Source organism: Nonomuraea sp. NPDC047897 (genome assembly GCF_043204415.1).
In the GTDB taxonomy this organism is placed as follows: Bacteria; Actinomycetota; Actinomycetes; order Streptosporangiales; family Streptosporangiaceae; genus Nonomuraea.
Genome location: NZ_JBIDCC010000012.1, coordinates 163,432 through 182,258, shown reverse-complemented (window position 1 = coordinate 182,258; position 18,827 = coordinate 163,432). Strand labels below are relative to the sequence as shown.

20 protein-coding genes are annotated in these 18,827 nt (G+C 71.3%); 10 read left to right on the top strand and 10 right to left on the bottom strand.

Going from position 1 to position 18,827, the window contains the following annotated elements; translation table 11 throughout:
• Nucleotides 1-32: 32 nt before the first annotated feature.
• Nucleotides 33-377: a hypothetical protein gene (locus tag ACGF0J_RS26585; RefSeq protein ID WP_393149787.1), complete on the bottom strand. Its 345-nt coding sequence runs from the start codon at nucleotides 375-377 to the stop codon at nucleotides 33-35.
• 142 nt (nucleotides 378-519) lie between these two features.
• On the opposite strand from ACGF0J_RS26585, the gene ACGF0J_RS26580 reads away from it, so the two are divergent.
• Nucleotides 520-1,107 carry a DUF1707 and DUF4870 domain-containing protein gene (locus ACGF0J_RS26580; protein WP_393149785.1) on the top strand — a complete coding sequence of 196 codons (588 nt, stop codon included), beginning with the start codon at nucleotides 520-522 and terminating at the stop codon, nucleotides 1,105-1,107.
• Nucleotides 1,108-1,177: 70 nt separating this feature from the next.
• Here the strand turns inward: ACGF0J_RS26580 and ACGF0J_RS26575 are convergent, their stop codons facing one another.
• Nucleotides 1,178-1,804, bottom strand: coding sequence for a septal ring lytic transglycosylase RlpA family protein (locus ACGF0J_RS26575; RefSeq protein ID WP_393149783.1), 627 nt, complete (start codon nucleotides 1,802-1,804; stop codon nucleotides 1,178-1,180).
• A gap of 399 nt (nucleotides 1,805-2,203) precedes the next feature.
• On the opposite strand from ACGF0J_RS26575, the gene ACGF0J_RS26570 reads away from it, so the two are divergent.
• Nucleotides 2,204-2,344, top strand: a complete 141-nt coding sequence (locus ACGF0J_RS26570; RefSeq protein ID WP_393149781.1) for a hypothetical protein — start codon at nucleotides 2,204-2,206, stop codon at nucleotides 2,342-2,344.
• Nucleotides 2,345-2,426: 82 nt separating this feature from the next.
• On the top strand, nucleotides 2,427-2,690 hold the full coding sequence (locus ACGF0J_RS26565; protein WP_393149779.1) for a hypothetical protein: 264 nt from the start codon (nucleotides 2,427-2,429) through the stop codon (nucleotides 2,688-2,690).
• A 76-nt stretch (nucleotides 2,691-2,766) separates the two neighbouring features.
• On the opposite strand, the gene ACGF0J_RS26560 is transcribed toward ACGF0J_RS26565, so the two are convergent.
• The 3 genes from ACGF0J_RS26560 to ACGF0J_RS26550 all read right to left on the bottom strand — a co-directional run bounded on the left by ACGF0J_RS26560 (nucleotide 2,767) and on the right by ACGF0J_RS26550 (nucleotide 5,525).
• Entirely contained in the window at nucleotides 2,767-3,102 is a 336-nt protein-coding gene (locus ACGF0J_RS26560; protein WP_393149777.1) for a hypothetical protein, read from the bottom strand.
• 421 nt (nucleotides 3,103-3,523) lie between these two features.
• The gene (locus ACGF0J_RS26555; RefSeq protein ID WP_393149775.1) at nucleotides 3,524-5,050 is read right to left on the bottom strand and encodes an ATP-dependent DNA ligase; all 1,527 of its coding nucleotides are present in this window, start codon (nucleotides 5,048-5,050) and stop codon (nucleotides 3,524-3,526) included.
• A gap of 100 nt (nucleotides 5,051-5,150) precedes the next feature.
• Nucleotides 5,151-5,525 (bottom strand): FKBP-type peptidyl-prolyl cis-trans isomerase, encoded by a 375-nt coding sequence (locus tag ACGF0J_RS26550; protein WP_393149773.1) that lies wholly within the window; start codon nucleotides 5,523-5,525, stop codon nucleotides 5,151-5,153.
• Nucleotides 5,526-5,592: 67 nt separating this feature from the next.
• On the opposite strand from ACGF0J_RS26550, the gene ACGF0J_RS26545 reads away from it, so the two are divergent.
• On the top strand, nucleotides 5,593-6,363 hold the full coding sequence (locus tag ACGF0J_RS26545; protein ID WP_393149771.1) for an SDR family NAD(P)-dependent oxidoreductase: 771 nt from the start codon (nucleotides 5,593-5,595) through the stop codon (nucleotides 6,361-6,363).
• A gap of 62 nt (nucleotides 6,364-6,425) precedes the next feature.
• Here the strand turns inward: ACGF0J_RS26545 and ACGF0J_RS26540 are convergent, their stop codons facing one another.
• The gene (locus ACGF0J_RS26540) at nucleotides 6,426-7,865 is read right to left on the bottom strand and encodes a GuaB1 family IMP dehydrogenase-related protein (RefSeq protein ID WP_393149769.1); all 1,440 of its coding nucleotides are present in this window, start codon (nucleotides 7,863-7,865) and stop codon (nucleotides 6,426-6,428) included.
• Nucleotides 7,866-7,962: 97 nt separating this feature from the next.
• Between ACGF0J_RS26540 and ACGF0J_RS26535 the strand changes: the two genes are divergently transcribed.
• On the top strand, nucleotides 7,963-8,415 hold the full coding sequence (locus ACGF0J_RS26535) for a GyrI-like domain-containing protein (RefSeq protein ID WP_393149768.1): 453 nt from the start codon (nucleotides 7,963-7,965) through the stop codon (nucleotides 8,413-8,415).
• Nucleotides 8,416-8,589: 174 nt separating this feature from the next.
• Here ACGF0J_RS26535 and ACGF0J_RS26530 read toward each other — a convergent pair whose 3' ends face one another.
• Complete coding sequence (locus ACGF0J_RS26530; RefSeq protein ID WP_393149766.1) at nucleotides 8,590-9,144, bottom strand: TetR/AcrR family transcriptional regulator; 555 nt, start codon at nucleotides 9,142-9,144, stop codon at nucleotides 8,590-8,592.
• Nucleotides 9,145-9,234: 90 nt separating this feature from the next.
• On the opposite strand from ACGF0J_RS26530, the gene ACGF0J_RS26525 reads away from it, so the two are divergent.
• A complete protein-coding gene (locus ACGF0J_RS26525; RefSeq protein WP_393149764.1) occupies nucleotides 9,235-10,491 on the top strand; it encodes an FAD-dependent oxidoreductase in 1,257 nt (418 codons plus the stop codon).
• Here ACGF0J_RS26525 and ACGF0J_RS26520 read toward each other — a convergent pair.
• A complete protein-coding gene (locus ACGF0J_RS26520) occupies nucleotides 10,444-11,565 on the bottom strand; it encodes a CaiB/BaiF CoA transferase family protein (RefSeq protein ID WP_393149762.1) in 1,122 nt (373 codons plus the stop codon). The two genes, ACGF0J_RS26525 and ACGF0J_RS26520, sit on opposite strands and share 48 nt — an antisense overlap.
• A gap of 149 nt (nucleotides 11,566-11,714) precedes the next feature.
• Here ACGF0J_RS26520 and ACGF0J_RS26515 point away from each other — a divergent pair, with 149 nt between their 5' ends.
• From ACGF0J_RS26515 to ACGF0J_RS26505, 3 genes are all read left to right on the top strand, one after another.
• Nucleotides 11,715-13,262, top strand: a complete 1,548-nt coding sequence (locus ACGF0J_RS26515; protein ID WP_393149760.1) for a serine/threonine-protein kinase — start codon at nucleotides 11,715-11,717, stop codon at nucleotides 13,260-13,262.
• A 250-nt stretch (nucleotides 13,263-13,512) separates the two neighbouring features.
• Nucleotides 13,513-14,862, top strand: a complete 1,350-nt coding sequence (locus tag ACGF0J_RS26510; RefSeq protein WP_393149758.1) for an FAD-binding oxidoreductase — start codon at nucleotides 13,513-13,515, stop codon at nucleotides 14,860-14,862.
• Nucleotides 14,863-14,866: 4 nt separating this feature from the next.
• Entirely contained in the window at nucleotides 14,867-16,123 is a 1,257-nt protein-coding gene (locus tag ACGF0J_RS26505) for a class I SAM-dependent methyltransferase (protein ID WP_393149756.1), read from the top strand.
• A 60-nt stretch (nucleotides 16,124-16,183) separates the two neighbouring features.
• On the opposite strand, the gene ACGF0J_RS26500 is transcribed toward ACGF0J_RS26505, so the two are convergent.
• A complete protein-coding gene (locus tag ACGF0J_RS26500; RefSeq protein ID WP_393149754.1) occupies nucleotides 16,184-16,630 on the bottom strand; it encodes a MarR family winged helix-turn-helix transcriptional regulator in 447 nt (148 codons plus the stop codon).
• A gap of 93 nt (nucleotides 16,631-16,723) precedes the next feature.
• Between ACGF0J_RS26500 and ACGF0J_RS26495 the strand changes: the two genes are divergently transcribed.
• A complete protein-coding gene (locus ACGF0J_RS26495; protein WP_393149752.1) occupies nucleotides 16,724-17,191 on the top strand; it encodes an SgcJ/EcaC family oxidoreductase in 468 nt (155 codons plus the stop codon).
• Here ACGF0J_RS26495 and ACGF0J_RS26490 read toward each other — a convergent pair.
• Nucleotides 17,172-18,707: a long-chain fatty acid--CoA ligase gene (locus tag ACGF0J_RS26490; protein WP_393149750.1), complete on the bottom strand. Its 1,536-nt coding sequence runs from the start codon at nucleotides 18,705-18,707 to the stop codon at nucleotides 17,172-17,174. The genes ACGF0J_RS26495 and ACGF0J_RS26490 overlap by 20 nt on opposite strands.
• Nucleotides 18,708-18,827: the final 120 nt, after the last annotated feature.

Genomic DNA, 18,827 nt, shown 5'->3' with positions numbered 1-18,827 from the left:
CGTCCTCCCGCCGCCGACGGTCCGCCGGTGGGTCAGAGGTGGTCGCCTTCGCGGCGGCGGCGCTCGTTGTAGGCACGCATCCGCGGGGGATAGCCGGTGAGCTGGACATCGTACACGGGGAGGGCGAGGTCGCGGGCCACCTTGTGGATCACCGCCGGGGAACCGACCCGGCGCCGGGTCCACTCCCCGTCGTCGGCGACCGCGACGGCGGTCGTGTCGGTCGCGAACGTCTCCGGTTCCACATAGAACTCGACGCCACGCCGCGATCGGGCGAAGGCGATGAGCGCTTCGATGTCGGCGTCGGTGGCCTCACGGTCGAATTTCGCGATCTTAGGACCGCGTAGACGTCGGATGCCGTAGCGGTCTCGCCATCTCATGAATCCTTTTTATACCGTCAAACGCTTGAGTGCGCCCGGGGTTGATCTAGGGGACACATCCGGGATCCTCCGGATGTCCATAAAGCCGAGGTTGGGAGCAGTATGAAAGGGACCGCCCGATCCAAGGAGAGGCATGGGTGTTATGGCTGGGGTATCCACACCCGCGGGCCCGGGACAGGTGCCGCCGGCTCACCTGCGTGTCACCAACCAGGACCGCGAGCACGTCGTCGAGCACGTCAAGGCAGCCTACGCGGAGGGACGCTTCGACAAGTTCGAGTTCGACGAGCGGCTGGAGCGCGCGATGACCGCGCGCACGCACGGTGACCTGGTGCCGATCATGACGGAGCTGTACGGCACGCAGGCGGTGCCGGTGCACCGGCCCGACCCGGTGCCGCCGAGGCGGCCGGAGGCGCCGCCGGAGAGCGGCGAACGGATCGGCGCGTCCGCGGCCCACCTGCTGGCGGCCGTGGGCTTCCCGATCGCCGGCCCGCTGATCCTGATGCTGACCGGCGGCAAGACCTCCCCGTACATCCGCCGGCACGCCGTCGAGGCGCTCAACTTCCAGCTCACGATGCTGGCGGCGACGATCCTGCTGCCGCTCACCGTGATCGGCATCCTGCTGCTCCCGGTGATCTGGGTGGGGGGATTCGTGCTGTCCATCGCGGGGGGCGTCTCGGCGCTCTCGGAGAGCCCGTTCCGCTATCCGCTGACGTTCCGCATGGTGAAGTAGTCACGCCATCGGCATGCGGCGGTTGCCGGAAGCCGAGCCTGCCCGACATCGGCCGATCTGGTAGCTCCCGTCAGCGCCCGAGGACCTCGTACCTGACCGTCATGACGCCCGCGCCGGTGTTGCCGATCGAGGAGAAGGCCGCTTCCGACAGGTCGAGGCAGCGTCCGCCCACGAACGGCCCGCGGTCGTTGATGCGGACGGTCACCGAGTCGCCGTTGGCGGGATTGGTCACGCGGACCTTGCTGCCGAACGGCAGGGTCTTGTGGGCGGCGGTCAGCGCCGACGGGTTGAAGCGCTCGCCGTTGGCCGTCATCTGGCCCTCGTTGTAGAACGACGCGCCGCAACGGCCCTGCGCGAGCACGCGGGCTCGGGGCTTGGCCGCCTGCTTCTCGGTCTTGACCGTCTCGCTCTTGTTCCCGGCGGAGGCCTTGGGGGCCGAGCCGGAGAGCGGCTTGGTGGCGTTCGCGGACAGCCGGGCGGGCTTGGCGCCGTTCGGGGAGGAGGTCTCGACCGGAGCGGTGGCGGACGGCTTGGTGGTGGTGGGGGCCGCTGACGGTTGGGGCCGGGAGGCGGACGTGCCGGGGGACACGGCTAGAGGCGGGAGCCCGGCGGCGGCGGTGCCCTGGGAGGTGTCGTCGTTGCCGACGGCAGCCCAGGCGGTGGTGGAGGCGGCGATGACGGCAGCCCCCGCGGCCACGGCGGCCCAACGGCGCTTACCCGGTGCCGTCGCGCGGGCGACGGGGCTCTGCGTGGACGTGTCGGTACGCGAGTGCTGGCCCAAGGAAAACCACGGTCCTAGCTAGGGGACAGGACTTCAGAACGACCGGGGCGAGGAGGAACGGACGCCCACCAGCCGGTCCGAGCGGGACGGAGCCCGCGACGGGGAAGAACATATGCGACAAACCGCTAGTAAAGGCAAGATAACACAACATTCAGTGGTGTATCTCACTTTGGTAACGGGATCTTCCTCGCCGCAGCCATAAGCCGCCTCGCCCGCTCCACCCTTGGTCACGTTCGGGCCGGTGGCCGGGGTTCGCAGTCGGCGGGCCAAGCGCTCTGCCGGTCGAGCCTCTGGCGGCCCGAAGGGGCGAACTGCATGCGCCCTGGATCGCTGGACGCCGCGGTGGACGAGTCCTTCGAGTCGCGGACGTCCTTCGGGTCGCGGACGGCGGCGGGGTGCTCGACGGCCTGCGGGCCCGGCTGCCCTGGGCCGCCGCAGGATCTCGACCGGCGTTGACAGATCTTGGTGAAGATCCGTAGCGTGTCGGGCAAAGGCCGAAATGTGGGGCACATCCGGATGCCCTGCAGAAAGGAACAGCGTGCGACGCAGACTGACGCAAGCAGCCTCAACGCTCCTGGCAACGGCATTCCTGACGGCGGGCGGAGCTTTCCTTGTGACCGCTTCCGCGCAAGCCGAATCAACGCGGCAGACCCACGCCGCGGCAGGCTGGTCACCGTACAAGAATTACGCCACCTATGCGGCCTGTCAGCGCGAGGGAGGCGAGCTGCTGAACGCTGGCATCATCAAGGATTATGAATGCTCGTGGGACAGTCCGTACTGGCTGCTGAGCGTTTACAGATAATCGCCCGCAATTGATCGAGGGTGGCAGATCGGTGATCTGCCACCCTCGATCGACCTAGGTTACCGCATGTTCTCGGCTATTCGATGCGAACGCGAAGCAGCCAGAACGGGCTGTCGTACACGCACTCATAGGCTATGACGACGCCGCCGCCGAGCATTTCCCGGCCCTGTTGACGGCAGGCCTCGTAAGTCGCGTAGTTCTTGTAGTCCACCCAGACCGCGGCGGGGGCCGCAGCTTCTGCCCGGTGCGTGGTTTCGGCTTGCGCGGAAGCGGCTGTGAGGAAGGTTCCTCCCGCTGTCAGGAATACTGCTGCCAGGAGTGTCGAAGCGGCTTGCGCCAGTCTACGTCGCACGCTTTTCCTTTCCGCAGGACGCATTTCGCCCTTTCCTGACACGTTACGGATCTTCGTCAAAGCGTGTCAATACTGAAATCGGGTTTCCCGTATTAGGGGAAAGGTGCGCCAGCCGCCGAGGGTGGGGTCGGGTGCGACGCGGCGACGCCGCGATGGACCACGCGACACGGATCTGGCCTCGGGGGCGACGGAGCGGCCCGCAGCGCTCAGGCCTGTCGTACGTCGACGGTGCGTTCACCCGCACCCCGTCGGGTGGGAGAGCGGCGGGAGCAGCGGCAGGGAGGGAAGCTCTTGCCGTCCTCGCAGGTGCGCGTCGTCGCCGAGCACTCCCTCACAGGGACGGGCCACCATGCGGCACCACGCTCGGATGGAGAGCAGGCTCGACGTAGGGGCGGTCGAGCACGACCATGAGCGACTCGACAAGCGCGGCTGACCTGGGCGTTCGCCGCGGCGGTTCGTCCGCGACGCCGGCCGGGAAGGCTCACAGCATCAGCGAGCGTACGGTCTGCACCGTGTCGGCGTCCTCGGCCCGTTTGTCCGGCCGGTATCGCAGCACGCGGGCGAACCGCAGCACCATGCCGCCGGGATAGCGGGGCGAGCGCTGCACCCCGTCGAAGGCGATCTCCACGACCAGCTCCGGCCGCACCGTGACCGTCCACGCGTCGGTCGGCCCGTCGGCCAGCTCCAGGAACCGCTCGGTCTGCCAGGCCAGCAGCTCGTCCGTCAGGCCCTTGAATGTCTTGCCCAGCATGACGAACCCGCCCCCCTCGGGGTCGCGGGCGCCGAGGTGGAGGTTGGACAGCCTGCCCTCGCGCCGCCCGTGGCCCCACTCGGCCGCCAGGACGACCAGGTCGAGCGTGTGCCGGGGCTTGACCTTCACCCAGCCGGCCCCCCTGCGGCCCGCGGCGTACGGCGAGGACAGCGACTTGACGACCAGCCCCTCGTGCCCGGCCTTGACCACGTCGGTGAAGAACGTCTCCGCCTCGGCCACGTCGCCCGTGACCAGGTGTGGCGTGAGCAGCTCCGGGGGCACCGTGCGGCCGAGGACCCGCTGCCGCTCCTCGTACGGCAGGTCGAGCAGGTCGGCCCCGCCGACCCGCAGCGCGTCGAAGAAGAACACGCTCAGCGGCGTCCGCTCCCGCAGCCGCGCGACGTCGAGCTTGCTGCTCACCCGGCTCGCCGTCACCTGGAACGGGTGCGGCCGCCCGTCGGGACGCAGCGCGATCACCTCGCCGTCGAGGACGAGGTCGGCGGACGGCAGGCCCAGCACCGCCTCCACCAGCTCCGGCACCTGTGAGGTGATGTCGTCGAGGGTGCGGGTGAAGACCCTGACCTCGTCGTCGGCGCGGTGCGCCTGCACCCGGATGCCGTCGAGCTTCCACTCCAGGGCGGCCGGGACGCCCGCCTTGTCGAGCGCGGCGGCGACGTTGGGCGCGCTGCCGGCCAGCATGGGCGAGACCGCCCGCCCCACCTCCAGCGTGAACGCCCGCAGCGCCGTCACTCCGCCCGCGAGCGCGGCCGCGCCCACCGCGGGCAGCCAGCCGCGCAGGGTGAGTGCCCGCCGGACGTCGGCCGCCGGAGCGCCGGACGCCTTCGCCACGGCCTCGATCATCACCCCGTCGAGCGCGCCCTGGCGCAGCTCCCCGCCGAGCAGCCGCAGCATGAACGCCTGCTCCTGGCTGGTCAAACCGGCGAACAGCTCGCCCACCAGCGCCCTGCGCGCAGCCTGTGAACCCTGCCCGGACACGGCCTTGATCGCGGTCAGCCGCGCGTCGACCTCGGTCAGCGTGGCCATGGCGGCCAGCCTGGGTTGCGGCAGGTCCTGGAGGCTGCGCCAGCCGACGCCGATCTGACGCTGGGGCAGCTCACCGGAGAGGTAGGCGATGGCGATCTCCGCCTCGCCGGCGCTCACCCGGCCGAGCAGCTCGGCCAGATGGCCGATCTTGCCCAGACGGGCCGGCGTGCGCGTCACCGCCTCGGACGCCCGGACCACCTCGATCAGTAGCACACCGCCTATGGTGCCTCAAGACGCCGACATTTCCCCACTTGGAGGTCGTCCGGGCCGTGGGGCGGGGCCGCGAAGGACCCCGCCCCGACGTGCACGCGGGTCAGCGGACGGCCAGCAGGTCGACGACGAAGATCAGCGTCTCGCCCGGCTTGATGGCGGCCCCGGCGCCCCGGTTGCCGTAGCCCAGGTGGGGCGGGATGACCAGCTTGCGCCGGCCGCCGACCTTCATGCCGGCGACGCCGCGGTCCCAGCCGGCGATGACGCGCCCGCCGCCGAGCGGGAAGTCGAACGCCTGGCCGCGGTTCCACGACGCGTCGAACTCCTCCCCGGTCGAGAAGGCGACGCCCACGTAGTGGACGCTGACCTGGTGGCCCGGCTTGGCCTCGGGGCCGTCACCCTCCACGATGTCGACGATCTCCAGATCGGCGGGCGGGTTGCCCTCCGGAAAGTCGATTTCCGGCTTCTCGAGTGCCACGAAACGCTCCTGTTGACGATGACTGCGAACCCGACGACTCTATGCGGTCGGGATAGGGTCGTCGGTCGTGGCGGCCATTTCTCCCGACGGGATCCTGCTCACCGGGCGCGTCGCGGTGGTCACCGGGGCGGCGCGGGGCCTGGGACACGCCATCGCCGCGGCGTTCGCCGACTTCGGCGCCCACGTGGCGGTCTGCGACCGCGACACGCCGCCCGGTGACATAGGGGCCGAGCCGGCGATGACGCTTGACGTGCGCGACCAGGTGGCCGTGGGGGTGTTCGCCGAGGCCGTCCGTGAGCGGTGGGGCCGGGTGGACGTCCTGGTCAACAACGCGGGCGGGACGTTCTGCGCGGCGTTCGCCGACACCTCCGTCCGGGGCGAGCGCACCCTGGTGGAGGAGAACTTCACCCAGGTCACCGGCATGATCCGGCACCTGCTGCCGCTGATGGGCGAGGGCGCGTCGATCATCAACGTGACCTCCAGCGAGGCGCACCAGGCGGCGCCCGGGTTCGCGGTCTACGCGGCGATGAAGGCGGCGCTGGAGAGCCTGACCAGGTCGCTGGCGCTGGAGCTCGCTCCGCGCGGCATCCGGGTCAACGCCATCGCCCCGGACGCCCTGCCCACCGAGGGCGAACTGCAGATGCGCGAACTCGTACAGGAGGGGACGCTGCCGTACGAGCCGGTGCGGCTGCCGCCCCTCGGCCGGTTGGGCGAGCCGTCCGACGCGGCGCGGGCCGCGCTGTTCCTGGCCGGGGACTTGGCGCGGTTCGTCACCGGGACGACGGTGCACGTCGACGGGGGCATCCACGCCGCGGGCGGCTGGCGCCGCACCCCGTAGCCCGACGGCTGCCGCGTCTTTGACAGGCGGGCGGGACGGGGTGAGCCGTCCCGCCCGGCGCGTCACCAGCTCTGGTGCAGCGGCATGCCCTCGGCGTAGCCGGACGAGCCCTGGATGCCGATCACGGCGCGGTCGTGGAACTCCTCCAGCGTGGTGGCCCCGGCGTAGGTGCACGCCGACCGAAGTCCCGCCACGATGGCGTCGATCTGGTCCTCCACGCTCGGCCGGCGCGGGTCCAGGTACATGCGCGAGGTCGAGATGCCCTCCTCGAACAGCGCCTTCCTGGCCCGTTCGAACGCGCTGTCCTCGGCCGTGCGCAGCCGCACCGCGCGGGCCGAGGCCATGCCGAAGTTCTCCTTGTAGCGGCGGCCGTCGGCGTCGGTTCGGGTGTCGCCGGGCGACTCGTACGTCCCGGCGAACCAGGACCCGATCATCACGTTGGCCGCACCGGCCGCCAGGGCCAGGGCGACGTCACGCGGGTGGCGCACGCCGCCGTCGGCCCACACGTGCCGCCCGAGCCGCCGAGCCTCGACCGAGCACTCCAGCACGGCGGAGAACTGCGGCCGGCCCACGCCGGTCATCATCCGCGTGGTGCACATGGCGCCCGGCCCGACGCCGACCTTGAGGATGTCGGCTCCGGCGTCCACCAGGTCGCGCACGCCGCCCGCCGTCACCACGTTGCCGGCCGCGACGGGCACCGGCGGGTCGAGCGCCTTCACGGCGCGCAGCGCGGTGATCATCTTGTCCTGGTGGCCGTGGGCGGTGTCGACGACCAGGCAGTCGATCCCGGCGTCCAGCAGGTCCTTGGCCTTGGCGGCGACGTCGCCGTTGACGCCCACCGCGGCGGCGACGCGCAGCCTGCCGCCGGAGTCGATCGCCGGCCGGTAGAGCGTGGCGCGCAGCGCCCCGGTGCGGGTGAGGATGCCGACCAGGCGGCCCTCGCCGTCCACGATGGGCGCCAGCCGGTGCCGGCCCTCGTGCAGCCGGTCGAAGGCCACCCGCGGCTCCAGCCCGGCGGGCAGCGTCAGCAGCCCGCTCGACATCACCTGCGAGAGCTGGGTGTACATGTCGACGCCCTCGCAGTCCGCCTCGGTCACCACGCCGACCGGCCGGTTGTCCCAGTCGACGACGATGACGGCGCCGTGCGCGCGCTTGGGCAGCAGGTGCAGCGCCTCGCCGACGGTCTCGTGCGGGGTCAGGGTGAGCGGTGTGTCGTGGATGAGGTCGCGTTCCTTCACCCACTTGACCACGTCGGCGACCACGTCGAGGGGGATGTCCTGGGGGATCACGGCGATGCCGCCACGACGCGCCACCGTCTCGGCCATCCTGCGGCCGGCGACGGCGGTCATGTTGGCCACGACGATGGGGATGGTGGTGCCCGTGCCGTCGCGCGTCGACAGGTCGACGGAGAGGCGGGAACCGACCGAGGAACGCGACGGGACCATGAAGACGTCGCTGTAGGTCAGGTCGTGATGCGGCTGGAGGCCGTTGAGAAACTCCACGTTCGTCCATCTTATGCGGTGACAGGTTCATCGTGGGTTTCCCCCTTTCGCGGGGGCTTATGATCTGCCGGGGACAGTCAAGGGGGATGGAGGGCCTGTGGAGATCACAGACCGTGATGAGCTGACCGTCGTCGGGTTCGTCGTCCGCACCACGAACGCCGACGAGCTCGACCCGGCGCGGGCCAGGCTTCCGGCGCTGTGGCAGCGGGCGGGGGCGCCCGGGGCGTTCGCGCACGTGCCGGGACGGATGGACGAGCACCTGTACGCGGTGCTCACCGACTACGAGAGCGACCACTACGGCGCCTACACGCAGATCGTGGGCATCGGCGTGCGCACGGCGCCGCGCCTGCCGGAGGGGATGGTGGCCGTGCGCGTGCCCGCCGCCAAGGCGTTCCGGGTGGCGGCCCGCGGTCCGATGCCGCAGGCGATCGTGGAGGCGTGGCAGCAGGTGTGGAAGCACACCGAGTCGGGCGGCGCGCCGCCGCGGGCGTTCACCACGGACCTGGAGGTGCACCACCCCGACGGAGTGGACCTCTACATCGCCGTCTGACGGCCCGCGCTCCGGCCCGCGCTCCGGCCCGCGCTCCGGCCCGCGCTCCGGCCCGCGCTCCGGCCCGCGCTCCGGCCCGCGCTCCGGCCCGCGCTGTCGGACGGGGCGCCCGCGTGCCAGTGTCGGGACGGCGTGCGGGCGTGACAGGCCGCCGAAAGGGCGTGTGGGCCGCCGTCAGGACGGCGTGCCCGGGCCGAGCGCGGCCGCCGCCGCCTCGACCGCCGCGCCCTTGACCTGCTCCAGCGGCAGGTGCGCGTACTCGACGGTACAGTCGGACATCCCGCCGAGCGCCACCGTGGCCCGTATGTGCTGGGTCGCCGAGACCTCGGGCCCCAGCAGCAGCACGATGAGCCGCCGCCGCCAGTCGAACATGCGCTCCGCCAGGTTCAGCTCGGCCAGCGTCGACAGGTCGCGCACCACCATGACGGTCACGTCCCGGTGCCGCCACATCAGCTCGAAGTAGTCCTCCAGCAGCCGCCGCCGCCCGGCCGCGTCGTGCTCCGGTGTCCTCTCACGCGCGGCGACGAACCGTTCCAGGTCGTCCACCATCGGCTGGACGATGCTCCGTACCAGGTCCTCGCGCGAGGCGAAGTGGTAGTAGAGCGCGGGCTTGGTGATGCCGAGCCGCTCTGAGATCTGGCGCAGGCTGGTGTCGCGCACGCCCTGCGAGGCGAACAGCTCGCGTGCCACGGCCTGGATGCGCGCCCGGGTGTCGCTCTGCCTCGCCATGCTGAACAGCGTATCCCTTACCTATCGTTAAGTAAGCCCTTGCGGTGGCGCCGCCCGGCGACTTACCATCCGTTAAGTAAGGAGGTAGGCATGCACGTACTGATCTCCGGCGCCGGCATCGCCGGACCCACCCTCGCGTACTGGCTCGTCCGGCACGGCTTCGACGTGACGGTGGTGGAGCGCGCCCCGGCGCTGCGTGAGGCCGGCGGGCACGCGGTCGACCTCTTCAGGCCCGCCATGGACATCGTGGAACGGATGGGGTTGCTCGGCCCCGTCACGGCCCGCCGGACCGGCACCGACCGGCTGAGCATGTTCGTGCCGGGCCGCTCCCGTCCCGTGGAGCTGGAGACGCGCCGGATCGTCGCGGCGGTCTCCGACCGGCACGTCGAGATCATGCGCGACGACCTCGGCAAGGTCCTCCACGACGCCACGCGCGACGACGTCGAGTACGTCTTCGCCGACTCCGTCGCCGCCATCGGGCAGGACGGCGAGGTGCGGTTCGACAGCGGGCGGACCCGCCGGTTCGACCTGGTGATCGGCGCGGACGGACTGCACTCGAACGTCCGCCGCCTCGTCTTCGGCCCCGAGTCCCGCTTCGCCACCTGGATCGGCGCCTACCTCGCCGTCGCCTCCGTTCCCAACCACCTGGGTCTGGACGGCCGTATGGAGGGCCTGCTGGACGTCGACCGGCTGGCGGCCGCGTACGGCGCGGCCGGGCTGACCGACGCGCGGGCCCTGTTCCTGTTCAGGACCCCGGAGCCGCTGGACTATCACCACCGCGACACGGCGCGGCAGAAGGAGCTGCTGCGCGAGCACTTCGCCGGCCTCGGCTGGGAGACGGCCCGCCTGCTGGACGAGGCCGACCGCGCCCGGGCCTTCTACTTCGACTCGATCACCCAGCTCCGCCTGGACACCTGGTCACGCGGGCGGGTGAGCCTGGTCGGCGACGCCGGGTACTGCCCGGGGCCCGCCGTCGGCGGCAGCACCAGCCTGGCCGTCGTCGGCGCGTACGTGCTCGCCGGCGAACTGGCCCTGGCGGGCGGCGACCACGAGCCGGCCTTTCCCGCCTACGAGGCGGAGCTCGGCGACTACGTACGGCGCAGCCGCGCCTTCGCGCTGGCCGCCGCCCGGCGCCTGGTGCCGCGGTCCCGGCTCGACCTGTGGGGACTGGTGCAGGCGGTGCGGCTCCTCGGCGTCCTGCCCACGGCTGTCACGCGGGCGGCGAGCAGGTTCGGCGGCGGGACGCGCCTGCACGACTCGTTCCGCCCGAAGGACTACCCGGCGCTCCTGCGATCCGCGTCAGGCCAGCACGCCCTGGGCGCGGAGCTTCGCGGCGACCTCTGCTGACAGGCCCCAGGCGGACAGGTCGTCCAGCCGGGTGGCGGGGGCGAGCCCGGCGGCGGGGGCGCCGAGCAGGCGCGGCGCCGGGCGCGGCTGGGTGACGCCGCCGACCTCGACGAACGTGCCGCGCGCCACGTTGTGCGGGTGCCGGGCGGCCTCGGGCATCGACAGCACCGGCGCGACGCACGCGTCCGAGCCCTCGAACACCGCCTCCCACTCCGCCCGCGTCCGCGACCGGAACGCCTCGGCCAGGCGGGCCCGCAGTGCCGGCCACTGGGTCCGGTCGGCGCGGTCGGGCAGGTCGGTCAGCCCCATGCGGCCGACCATCTCGTCCCAGAACCGCGGCTCCAGCGGACCCACCGCCACGTGGAGCCCGTCGGCCGTCTCGTAGGTGTCGTACATCGGCGCGCCCGTGTCGAGCAGGTTGGTGCCGCGCGGTCCCCAGAAGCCGCTCTGCACCCCGTGCGCGAACATCGCGAACAGCAGGGCCGACCCGTCGACCATGGCGGCGTCGATCACCCGCCCGCGGCCGGTCCGCTCCCGCTCGATCAGGGCGAGCAGGACGCCGTAGGCCAGCATGAGGCCGCCGCCGGCGAAGTCGCCGAGGATGTTGATCGGCGGCGTGGGCGGCTCGCCCGCGCGGCCCAGCAGCGACAGCACGCCGGAGACGGCGATGTAGTCGATGTCGTGCCCCGCGTGCGGGGCCAGCGGGCCGTCCTGCCCCCACCCGGTCATCCGGCCGTAGACGAGCCGCTCGTTCACCGCGTGCAGGTCGTCCGGGCCGATGCCGAGCCGCTCGGCGACGCCCGGCCGGAACACCTCGATGACCACGTCGGCGTGGGCGGCCAGCTCCTTGAACGCCGTCACGCCCTCCGGCGCCTTCAGGTCCAGGCCGACCGTGCGCTTGCCGCGGTCCATCACGTCGGTGCGGGGCCGGTCGGACACCGCGGAGACGCGGTCCACCCGCAGCACCTCGGCGCCGTGGTCGGCGAGCATCATGCCCGCGAACGGCCCCGGCGCGAGCCCGGCGAGCTCCAGCACCCGTACCCCGGCGAGCGGGCCCTGGGGGGTTCCGGTCATGGATCTCTCCTCACGTGCGAGCCGTCGGCGCCGCCCCCAGTAGAACAACATTCGGTGAACTGTGGCAAGCCGCCTTCCCGACGACCCCGCGAACCAAGGTCATGTATGGGAAACTTGCCCACTGATCGGGTGGTCTACAGGGGTAGGACATGGTTTCGGAAAGCACGCCGCTGATCGCCGGGCGTTACCAGTTACTCCGTGAGCTGGGGCGTGGCGGCATGGGAGTGGTCTGGGAAGGCCGCGACACGCTGCTCAACCGGCAGATCGCGATCAAGGAAGTGCTGTTGCCCGACGGGCTGCCACGCGCGGACCAGGAGCGCGTGCTCCTGCGGACCGCTCGCGAGGCCAGGACGGCCGCCAAGCTCAACCACCCGTCGGTCGTCGCCGTCTACGACGTGGTGGAGGCGGACGGCCGCCCCTGGATCATCATGGAACTGGTGCGCCACCCCTCCGTCGAGGAGGTCGTCGCCACCACGGGGGCCCTGCCCATCCGGCAGGCGGCCGACGTCGGCAGGCAGGTGCTGTCCGCGCTGCGCGCCGCCCACCAGGCCGGCATCCTGCACCGCGACGTCAAGCCGAGCAACATCCTGCTCTCCGACGAGGGCAGGGCGGTGCTGACCGACTTCGGCATCGCCACGGCCGAAGGTGACTCCTCGCTCACCAGCACCGGCATGGTCACCGGGTCGCCGAGCTTCCTGGCGCCCGAACGGGTGCGCGCCGCCGAGGCCGGACCGGCCTCCGACCTGTGGTCCCTGGGCGCCACCCTGTTCGCCACGCTGGTCGGCCGCTCGCCGTTCGACCGCGGCGAGCCGATGGCCACGCTGAACGCCCTGCTCAACGAGGAACCGGACTACCGCCGCATCCCCCCGGTGATGCATCCGGTGCTCAAGGGCCTGCTGCGCAAGGAGCCGGAGGACCGGCTCACCGCCGAGGAGACCGACCGGCTGCTCGCCGAGATCGTCGCCTCCCGGCCGGCCGTCAACGACCTGGACGTGGCCGAGCCCAGGCCCTCGCGCGGCCGGGGCCGGACCCTCGTCGCCGCCGCCGCGGCGGCCGTGCTCATGCTCGCCGGCGGCACGTTCGCCTACTTCGAGCTGACGCCGCCCGCCGAGGGCAGCTCCGGCGTCGCCACGCGCGCCGCCGCCAGCAGCCCGTTGCCCGGCACGCCCGTCCCCTCCACCGCCGCGCCGACGCCGTCGGCCGCCGCCACCCCGTCGGCCACGCCGACGCCGAGCACCCAGGAGCCGGCCGTACGGGCGTGGAAGTCGCGCGACGGCTGGTCCATCGCCCGCCCCACGACCTGGCGCGGGGCCCGCAGCGAGGCCTACACCGAGTGGACGCGGCGCGGCGGGCGGGCGCACCTCGGCGTCCGGGCCGTCTACGTCGCCCGCGACCCGTACCAGCTCCTGCGCGACTCCGAGGACGAGCTGCGGCGCGCCGCGCCGGACCTGCGCGTGGTCGGTCGCCGGGCGGTCGCGCACCAGGGCGCCAAGGCCGTGGAATGGGAGTTCGCCTACACCGCGGGCGAAGGGCTGGCGCCGTGGGCCCGGCAGGGGGAAAGGTACCGGGAGGTGCGCCGCGTGGTCGTCGCCGACGACGCCGCCTACGTCCTGTCGTGGACGATGCCCGAGCCGCAGTGGGGCCGTACCAGGGGCCTGATGCGGCAGGTGATCGCCAGCTTCACCGTGGGCGCGTGACGCCCCAGGCGGTCCCCGCGCCGTGCCCGCCCCGTCGGGGGCGGGCGGTCGTAGCGGACAGCCCTGGCCAGGTTTCGCCACGAATTGAAGGTAGATTTCCGGATACGCCCGCCATTTAGCCGTTCACCTGGCACGATGAACAGTTTTCGTGTCTTTAACGACCCCGGTCTGTTCGATGTCGGCCCAGGGAGATACTTTCTTACGGACGATCTCTACCGGCTCAAGGGGGTGCGTTGAGGTGACGACGACGATGTCGACACACCGACGGGCAGTAGAGCAGATCCGCCAGTCCTACGCGGAGATCCCCGGCGGCGCCGCGCCCCGGCTCGCCAAGGCCACGTCCAACCTCTTCCGGTTCCGTGACCAGGGCCGCACCGCCAAGCTGTCGGCCAGGGATCTCGACGAGGTCATCAGCGTGGACCCGGTGACGATGACGGCCGAGGTCCAGGGCATGACGACCTACGAGCACCTCGTCGACGCCACCCTGCCGCACGGCCTCATGCCCTTCGTGGTGCCCCAGCTCAAGACCATCACGCTGGGCGGCGCCGTCACCGGCCTCGGCATCGAGTCCACCAGCTTCCGCGACGGCCTGCCGCACGAGTCGGTCGAGGAGCTCGAGATCCTCACCGGTGACGGGCGCGTCGTCGTGGCCCGCGACGACAACGAGCACCGCGAGCTGTTCCGCGCCTTCCCCAACTCCTACGGCACGCTCGGCTACGCCCTGCGCATCAGGATCAGGCTCAGGCCGGTCCAGCCGTACGTCAGGCTCACCCACATCCCGTTCTCCGACGCCGGCAAGTGCATGATCGCCCTGCAGGAGATCTGCGAGCGCATGGAGCACGACGGGGAGCGCGTCGACTTCGTCGACGGCGTGTTCTTCGGCCCGCAGGAGATGTACGTGACGGTCGGCCGCTTCGCCGAGCGCGCGCCCTACGTCTCCGACTACACCGGGATGCGGATCTACTACCAGTCGATCAGGAAGCGGCACCGCGACTGGCTGACGGTCCGCGACTACCTGTGGCGCTGGGACACCGACTGGTTCTGGTGCTCGCGCGCCTTCGGCGTGCAGCAGCCCGTGGTGCGCTCGCTCATGCCGCGTCGCTGGATGCGCTCCGACGTCTACCGCAGGCTGGTGGCGCTGGACCGCAGGTTCGGGGTGACGGCGCGGGCCGACCGGTGGGCCGGCCGGCCCGTGCAGGAGTCGGTCATCCAGGACGTCGAGACGCCGGTCGAGCGGGGGGCCGAGTTCCTCGAGTTCTTCCACGACAAGGTCGGCATGACGCCGGTGTGGATGTGCCCGCTGCGGTCGTCCTCCACCTGGCCGCTCTACCCGCTGGAGCCGGGCCGGCTGTACGTCAACTTCGGGTTCTGGGGCATGGTGCCGCTGCCTCGGGGGCAGTTCGACGGCTACTACAACGGGCTCATCGAGAACACCGTCCACGAGCTCGACGGGCACAAGTCCCTCTACTCCACCTCCTTCTACGCCCGAGAGCAGTTCTGGCGCCTCTACAACGGCGATGCTTACTGGCCGGTCAAGCGGGAATACGATCCGGACGGGCGCCTGCTGGACCTGTACGACAAGTGTGTGCGGGGAAGGTGAGCAGATGCTGGCATCCATCTTCGAGAAGATCGTCGGCCCCGAGGCGAACATCGCCTTCCAGGCCTACGACGGCAGCAAGGCGGGGCCCGACGGGGCGGACGTCACCCTGGAGGTGAAGTCCCCCATCGCGGTCGCCTACCTGGCCCAGGCTCCGGGCGAGCTCGGCCTGGCCAGGGCGTACGTGGCGGGGCACATCGACGTCCACGGCGACCTCTACACGCTGCTCGACCGCATGTGGACCATCACCACCCACGACCTGACGGCGGCCGGGAAGCTCGCCGCTGTCCGGTCGCTCGGCCTCAAGCCGCTGCTCATGCGGGTGCCGCCGCCCCCCCAGGAGGTGCGGCGCGGCGCGCTGGCCCGGCTCGGCCAGCGCCACGCCAAACAGCGTGACGCCGAGGCCATCCACCATCACTACGACGTCTCCAACCGCTTCTACGAGTGGGTGCTCGGCCCGTCCATGGCCTACACGTGCGCGGTCTTCCCCTCCGAGACCGCGACGTTGGAGGAGGCGCAGTACGCCAAGTTCGACCTGGTGGCGCGCAAGCTCGGCCTCAAGCCCGGCATGCGGCTGCTCGACGTGGGCTGCGGCTGGGGCGGCATGGCCGTGCACGCGGCCCGGCACTACGGCGTCCAGGTCCTCGGCGTGACCCTCAGCAGGCAGCAGGCCGAGTGGGCGCAGCGGGCCATCGCCGACGCCGGGCTGCGGGACCTGGCCGAGGTCCGCCACATGGACTACCGCGACGTGACCGAGAGCGGGTTCGACGCGGTCAGCTCCATCGGCCTGACCGAACACATCGGCAAGGCCAACCTGCCGTCCTACTTCTCCTTCCTGTACGACAAGCTCAAGCCCGGCGGGCGGCTGCTCAACCACTGCATCACCCGGCCGACCGGCACCGAGAAGACCTTCAACAAGGGCGGCTTCATCAACCGCTACGTCTTCCCCGACGGGGAGCTGGAGTCGGTCGGTCACCTGATCAGGCGAATGGAGGACATCGGCTTCGAGATCCGCCACGAGGAGAACCTGCGCGAGCACTACGCCAGGACGCTGCGTCACTGGTGCGACAACCTCGACGCCACGTGGACCGAGGCCGTCCAGGAGGTCGGCATGGGCACCGCCCGGGTGTGGGCCCTGTACATGGCCGGCTGCATCGTCGGTTTCGAGCGCAACAAGGTGCAGCTCCACCAGGTGCTCGGGGTCAAGCTCGACGACGCCGGCGGCTCCGGCGTCCCGCTCCGCCCGGCCCGCGACTGGCCCTGATCGGCGTACGGCTCCGGCGCGCCCCCGCCGGAGCCGGGGATCCGCGTCGGCGGGTGGGCGTCAGCCCTGCCGGGCGCGGGCCAGCTCGTCGGTGGCCTCGCGGTAGGCCGTGGCGGCCCGGCCGAAGTAGTCGAACAGCGTGGCCAGTTCCTCCTCCGAGTAGCTCCCCAGCAGTTCGCCGATCCGCCGCCTGGTTCCGGTCAGCACCTTGTCCAGGCTCTCCGGCTGCCCGGTGGCCTCAACGATCACCTTGCGCCGGTCGGCCGGGTCCGGCACGCGGCGGACGTGCCCGCCCTTCTCCAGCCGGTCGATGAGCCGCGTCGTCGCGCCGGTGGTCAGGCCCGTGCGCGCGGCCAGCTCGCCGGAGGTCAGCGGGCCCGCCAGGTCGAGCAGGTTGAGCGCGTAGTAGTCGGTGGCGTTGAGCCCGGCGGCCTCGGCGGTGGTCAGGCTGTTGAGCACCATCGCGCTCAGGTAGCGGCGGAAGACCTCGGTCGGCGGCGTTGACACCCGAATTCCTCTTCTCTAATCTAATATCTGCAACAGTGCAGATAAATCCTCGACACAGATACTGTGTCGAGCAAGCTATCAGAGGGGTGCCCCATGACCCAGCCCGCCGAGAAGGCCGTCCGCGAGCTGTTCGCCGACCTGCGCGACGCCTGGGACCGCGGTGACGGCGACGCCTACGGCGCCTGCTTCACCGAGGACGCCACCTACACGACCTTCGTCGGCACCGTCTACCGCGGCCGCGCCGACATCGCCGCCGGGCACCGGGCGCTGTTCGGCGCGTTCCTCAAGGGCACCCGCATGTACGAGCGGATCGACGAGATCCGCTTCCTCGGACCTGGCGTGGCCGTCGTGGTGGGCAGGGGAGAGGTGGCCAAGAAGCGGCCGCGCGAGCTGGGCAAGGCGCAGACCTACACCCTCGTCCGCGAGGCCGACGGCCGCTGGCGCGTCGCCGCCTTCCACAACACCAAGCGCAGAAGCCTGATGGAGGCCGTCTCCTTCACGCTCCTGCCCGCCAGCAGGCCCCGGAGCGCCGCCCCCGGCGCTAGCGCAGCTCGCGCTTGAGGATCTTGCCGGTGGCGGTCATCGGCAGCGCGTCACGGAACTCCACGATCCGCGGATACTTGTACGCCGCCATGTTCTCCCGGCACCAGACGATCAGCTCCTCCTCGGTGACCGCCGAGCCGGGGGTGCGGATGACGTACGCCTTGACCTCCTCGCCGTGGGAGTCGTGCGGCACGCCGACGACGGCGGCGAGCGAGACCGCCTCGTGCGTCATGAGCACCTCCTCCAGCTCGCGCGGATAGACGTTGAACCCGCCACGGATGATCATGTCCTTGGCCCGGTCGATGATCGCGTAGTAGCCGTCGGCGTCGCGGGTGGCGACGTCACCGGTGCGGAACCAGCCGTCGCGCATGACCTCCGCCGTGGCCTCGGGCCGGTTGTAGTAGCCCTTCATGATGTTGTGGCCGCGGATCGCGATCTCGCCCGGCCCCTCGCCCTCGACCGTCTTCCATCCGCCGTCGATCAGCTTCATCTCCACGCCCCAGATGGGCGTGCCGATCGTGCCGGGCTTGGCGGGCCGGCCGGGCTGGTTGAAGCTCGCCACCGGCGAGGTCTCCGACAGGCCGTACCCCTCCAGGATGCCGACGCCGAAGGTGCGCTCGAAGTCCTTGAGCACCTCCACCGGAGAGGAGGCGCCGCCCGCCACGGCCACCTTCAGCGAGTCCGGCGCCTCGCCGCCCTCGGCCTGGATCCTGGTCAGCAGGCCCCAGTACATGGTGGGCACCCCGGCGAAGAACGTGACGCCCTCCTTGCGCATCAGCGCCAGGGCGTCGCCCGGCTCGAAGCGCGGCATCAGCACGACGGTGGCGCCCCTGCGGAAGCCGGTGTTCATGATGACCGTCTGCCCGAAGGAGTGGAACAGCGGCAGCACCGCCATGAACACGTCGCCGTCCGGGGCCGAAGGGAACATCTCATCGCAGACCAGGACGTTCATCAGCATGTTCTGGTGGCTCAGCTCGGCGCCCTTCGGCTGGCCCGTGGTGCCGGAGGTGTAGAGGATCACCGCGGTGTCCTCGGCCGAGGTCTGCACCGTCTCGAACTCCGACGGCACCCCGCCGAGCGCCGCCCAGATCGACTCGCCGTACTCCGACTCGGTGGCCAGCGGCGTGGCGGGCAGCACGACGAACTGCTCGCAGCCCTCGGCCGCCTCGAAGCCCGCCCGGCCCCGCTCGCCCAGCGGCAGCTCCGGCGTGCCCTCGAAGCAGAACAGCGCCTTGGCCTCGCAGTCGTCGAGGTGGTAGGCGATCTCCCGGCTCTGCAGCAGCACGTTCAGCGGCACGACCGTCGCGCCGGCCTTGAGGATGCCGTAGTAGACGAACGGGAAGTACGGCAGGTTGGGGCAGGCCAGCGCGACCTTGTCGCCCCTGCCGATGCCGCGCGAGACGAGCAGGTTGGCCACCTGGGACGCCATGGTGTCGATCATGGAGTACGGCAGCCGCATGTCCCCGAAGACCACGGCCGTGCCGTCGGGGTTGTTGCGGGCGCTGTCCTCCAGGACCACAGACAGGTTGAGCATCGACGCCTTCCTCCCTCTTCGCGGCTTGCGCGCTATCCTCGCAGCGCACCCTACCGGCCGGTACGTGACGTGGGCCACACATGGTTATGGACGAGCCTGTCCGCCTGGAGTAAGCAGGTA

Excerpts from the sequence above, each read along its gene's own strand:
- ACGF0J_RS26585 (WP_393149787.1), bottom strand. The coding sequence starts at position 377 with ATGAGATGGCGAGACCGCTACGGCATCCGACGTCTACGCGGTCCTAAG.
- ACGF0J_RS26580 (WP_393149785.1), top strand. The coding sequence starts at position 520 with ATGGCTGGGGTATCCACACCCGCGGGCCCGGGACAGGTGCCGCCGGCT.
- ACGF0J_RS26570 (WP_393149781.1), top strand. The coding sequence starts at position 2,204 with ATGCGCCCTGGATCGCTGGACGCCGCGGTGGACGAGTCCTTCGAGTCG.
- ACGF0J_RS26530 (WP_393149766.1), bottom strand. The coding sequence starts at position 9,144 with ATGGCGAGGCAGAGCGACACCCGGGCGCGCATCCAGGCCGTGGCACGC.
- ACGF0J_RS26525 (WP_393149764.1), top strand. The coding sequence starts at position 9,235 with ATGCACGTACTGATCTCCGGCGCCGGCATCGCCGGACCCACCCTCGCG.
- ACGF0J_RS26520 (WP_393149762.1), bottom strand. The coding sequence starts at position 11,565 with ATGACCGGAACCCCCCAGGGCCCGCTCGCCGGGGTACGGGTGCTGGAG.
- ACGF0J_RS26515 (WP_393149760.1), top strand. The coding sequence starts at position 11,715 with ATGGTTTCGGAAAGCACGCCGCTGATCGCCGGGCGTTACCAGTTACTC.
- ACGF0J_RS26510 (WP_393149758.1), top strand. The coding sequence starts at position 13,513 with ATGTCGACACACCGACGGGCAGTAGAGCAGATCCGCCAGTCCTACGCG.
- ACGF0J_RS26505 (WP_393149756.1), top strand. The coding sequence starts at position 14,867 with ATGCTGGCATCCATCTTCGAGAAGATCGTCGGCCCCGAGGCGAACATC.
- ACGF0J_RS26495 (WP_393149752.1), top strand. The coding sequence starts at position 16,724 with ATGACCCAGCCCGCCGAGAAGGCCGTCCGCGAGCTGTTCGCCGACCTG.
- ACGF0J_RS26490 (WP_393149750.1), bottom strand. The coding sequence starts at position 18,707 with ATGCTCAACCTGTCTGTGGTCCTGGAGGACAGCGCCCGCAACAACCCC.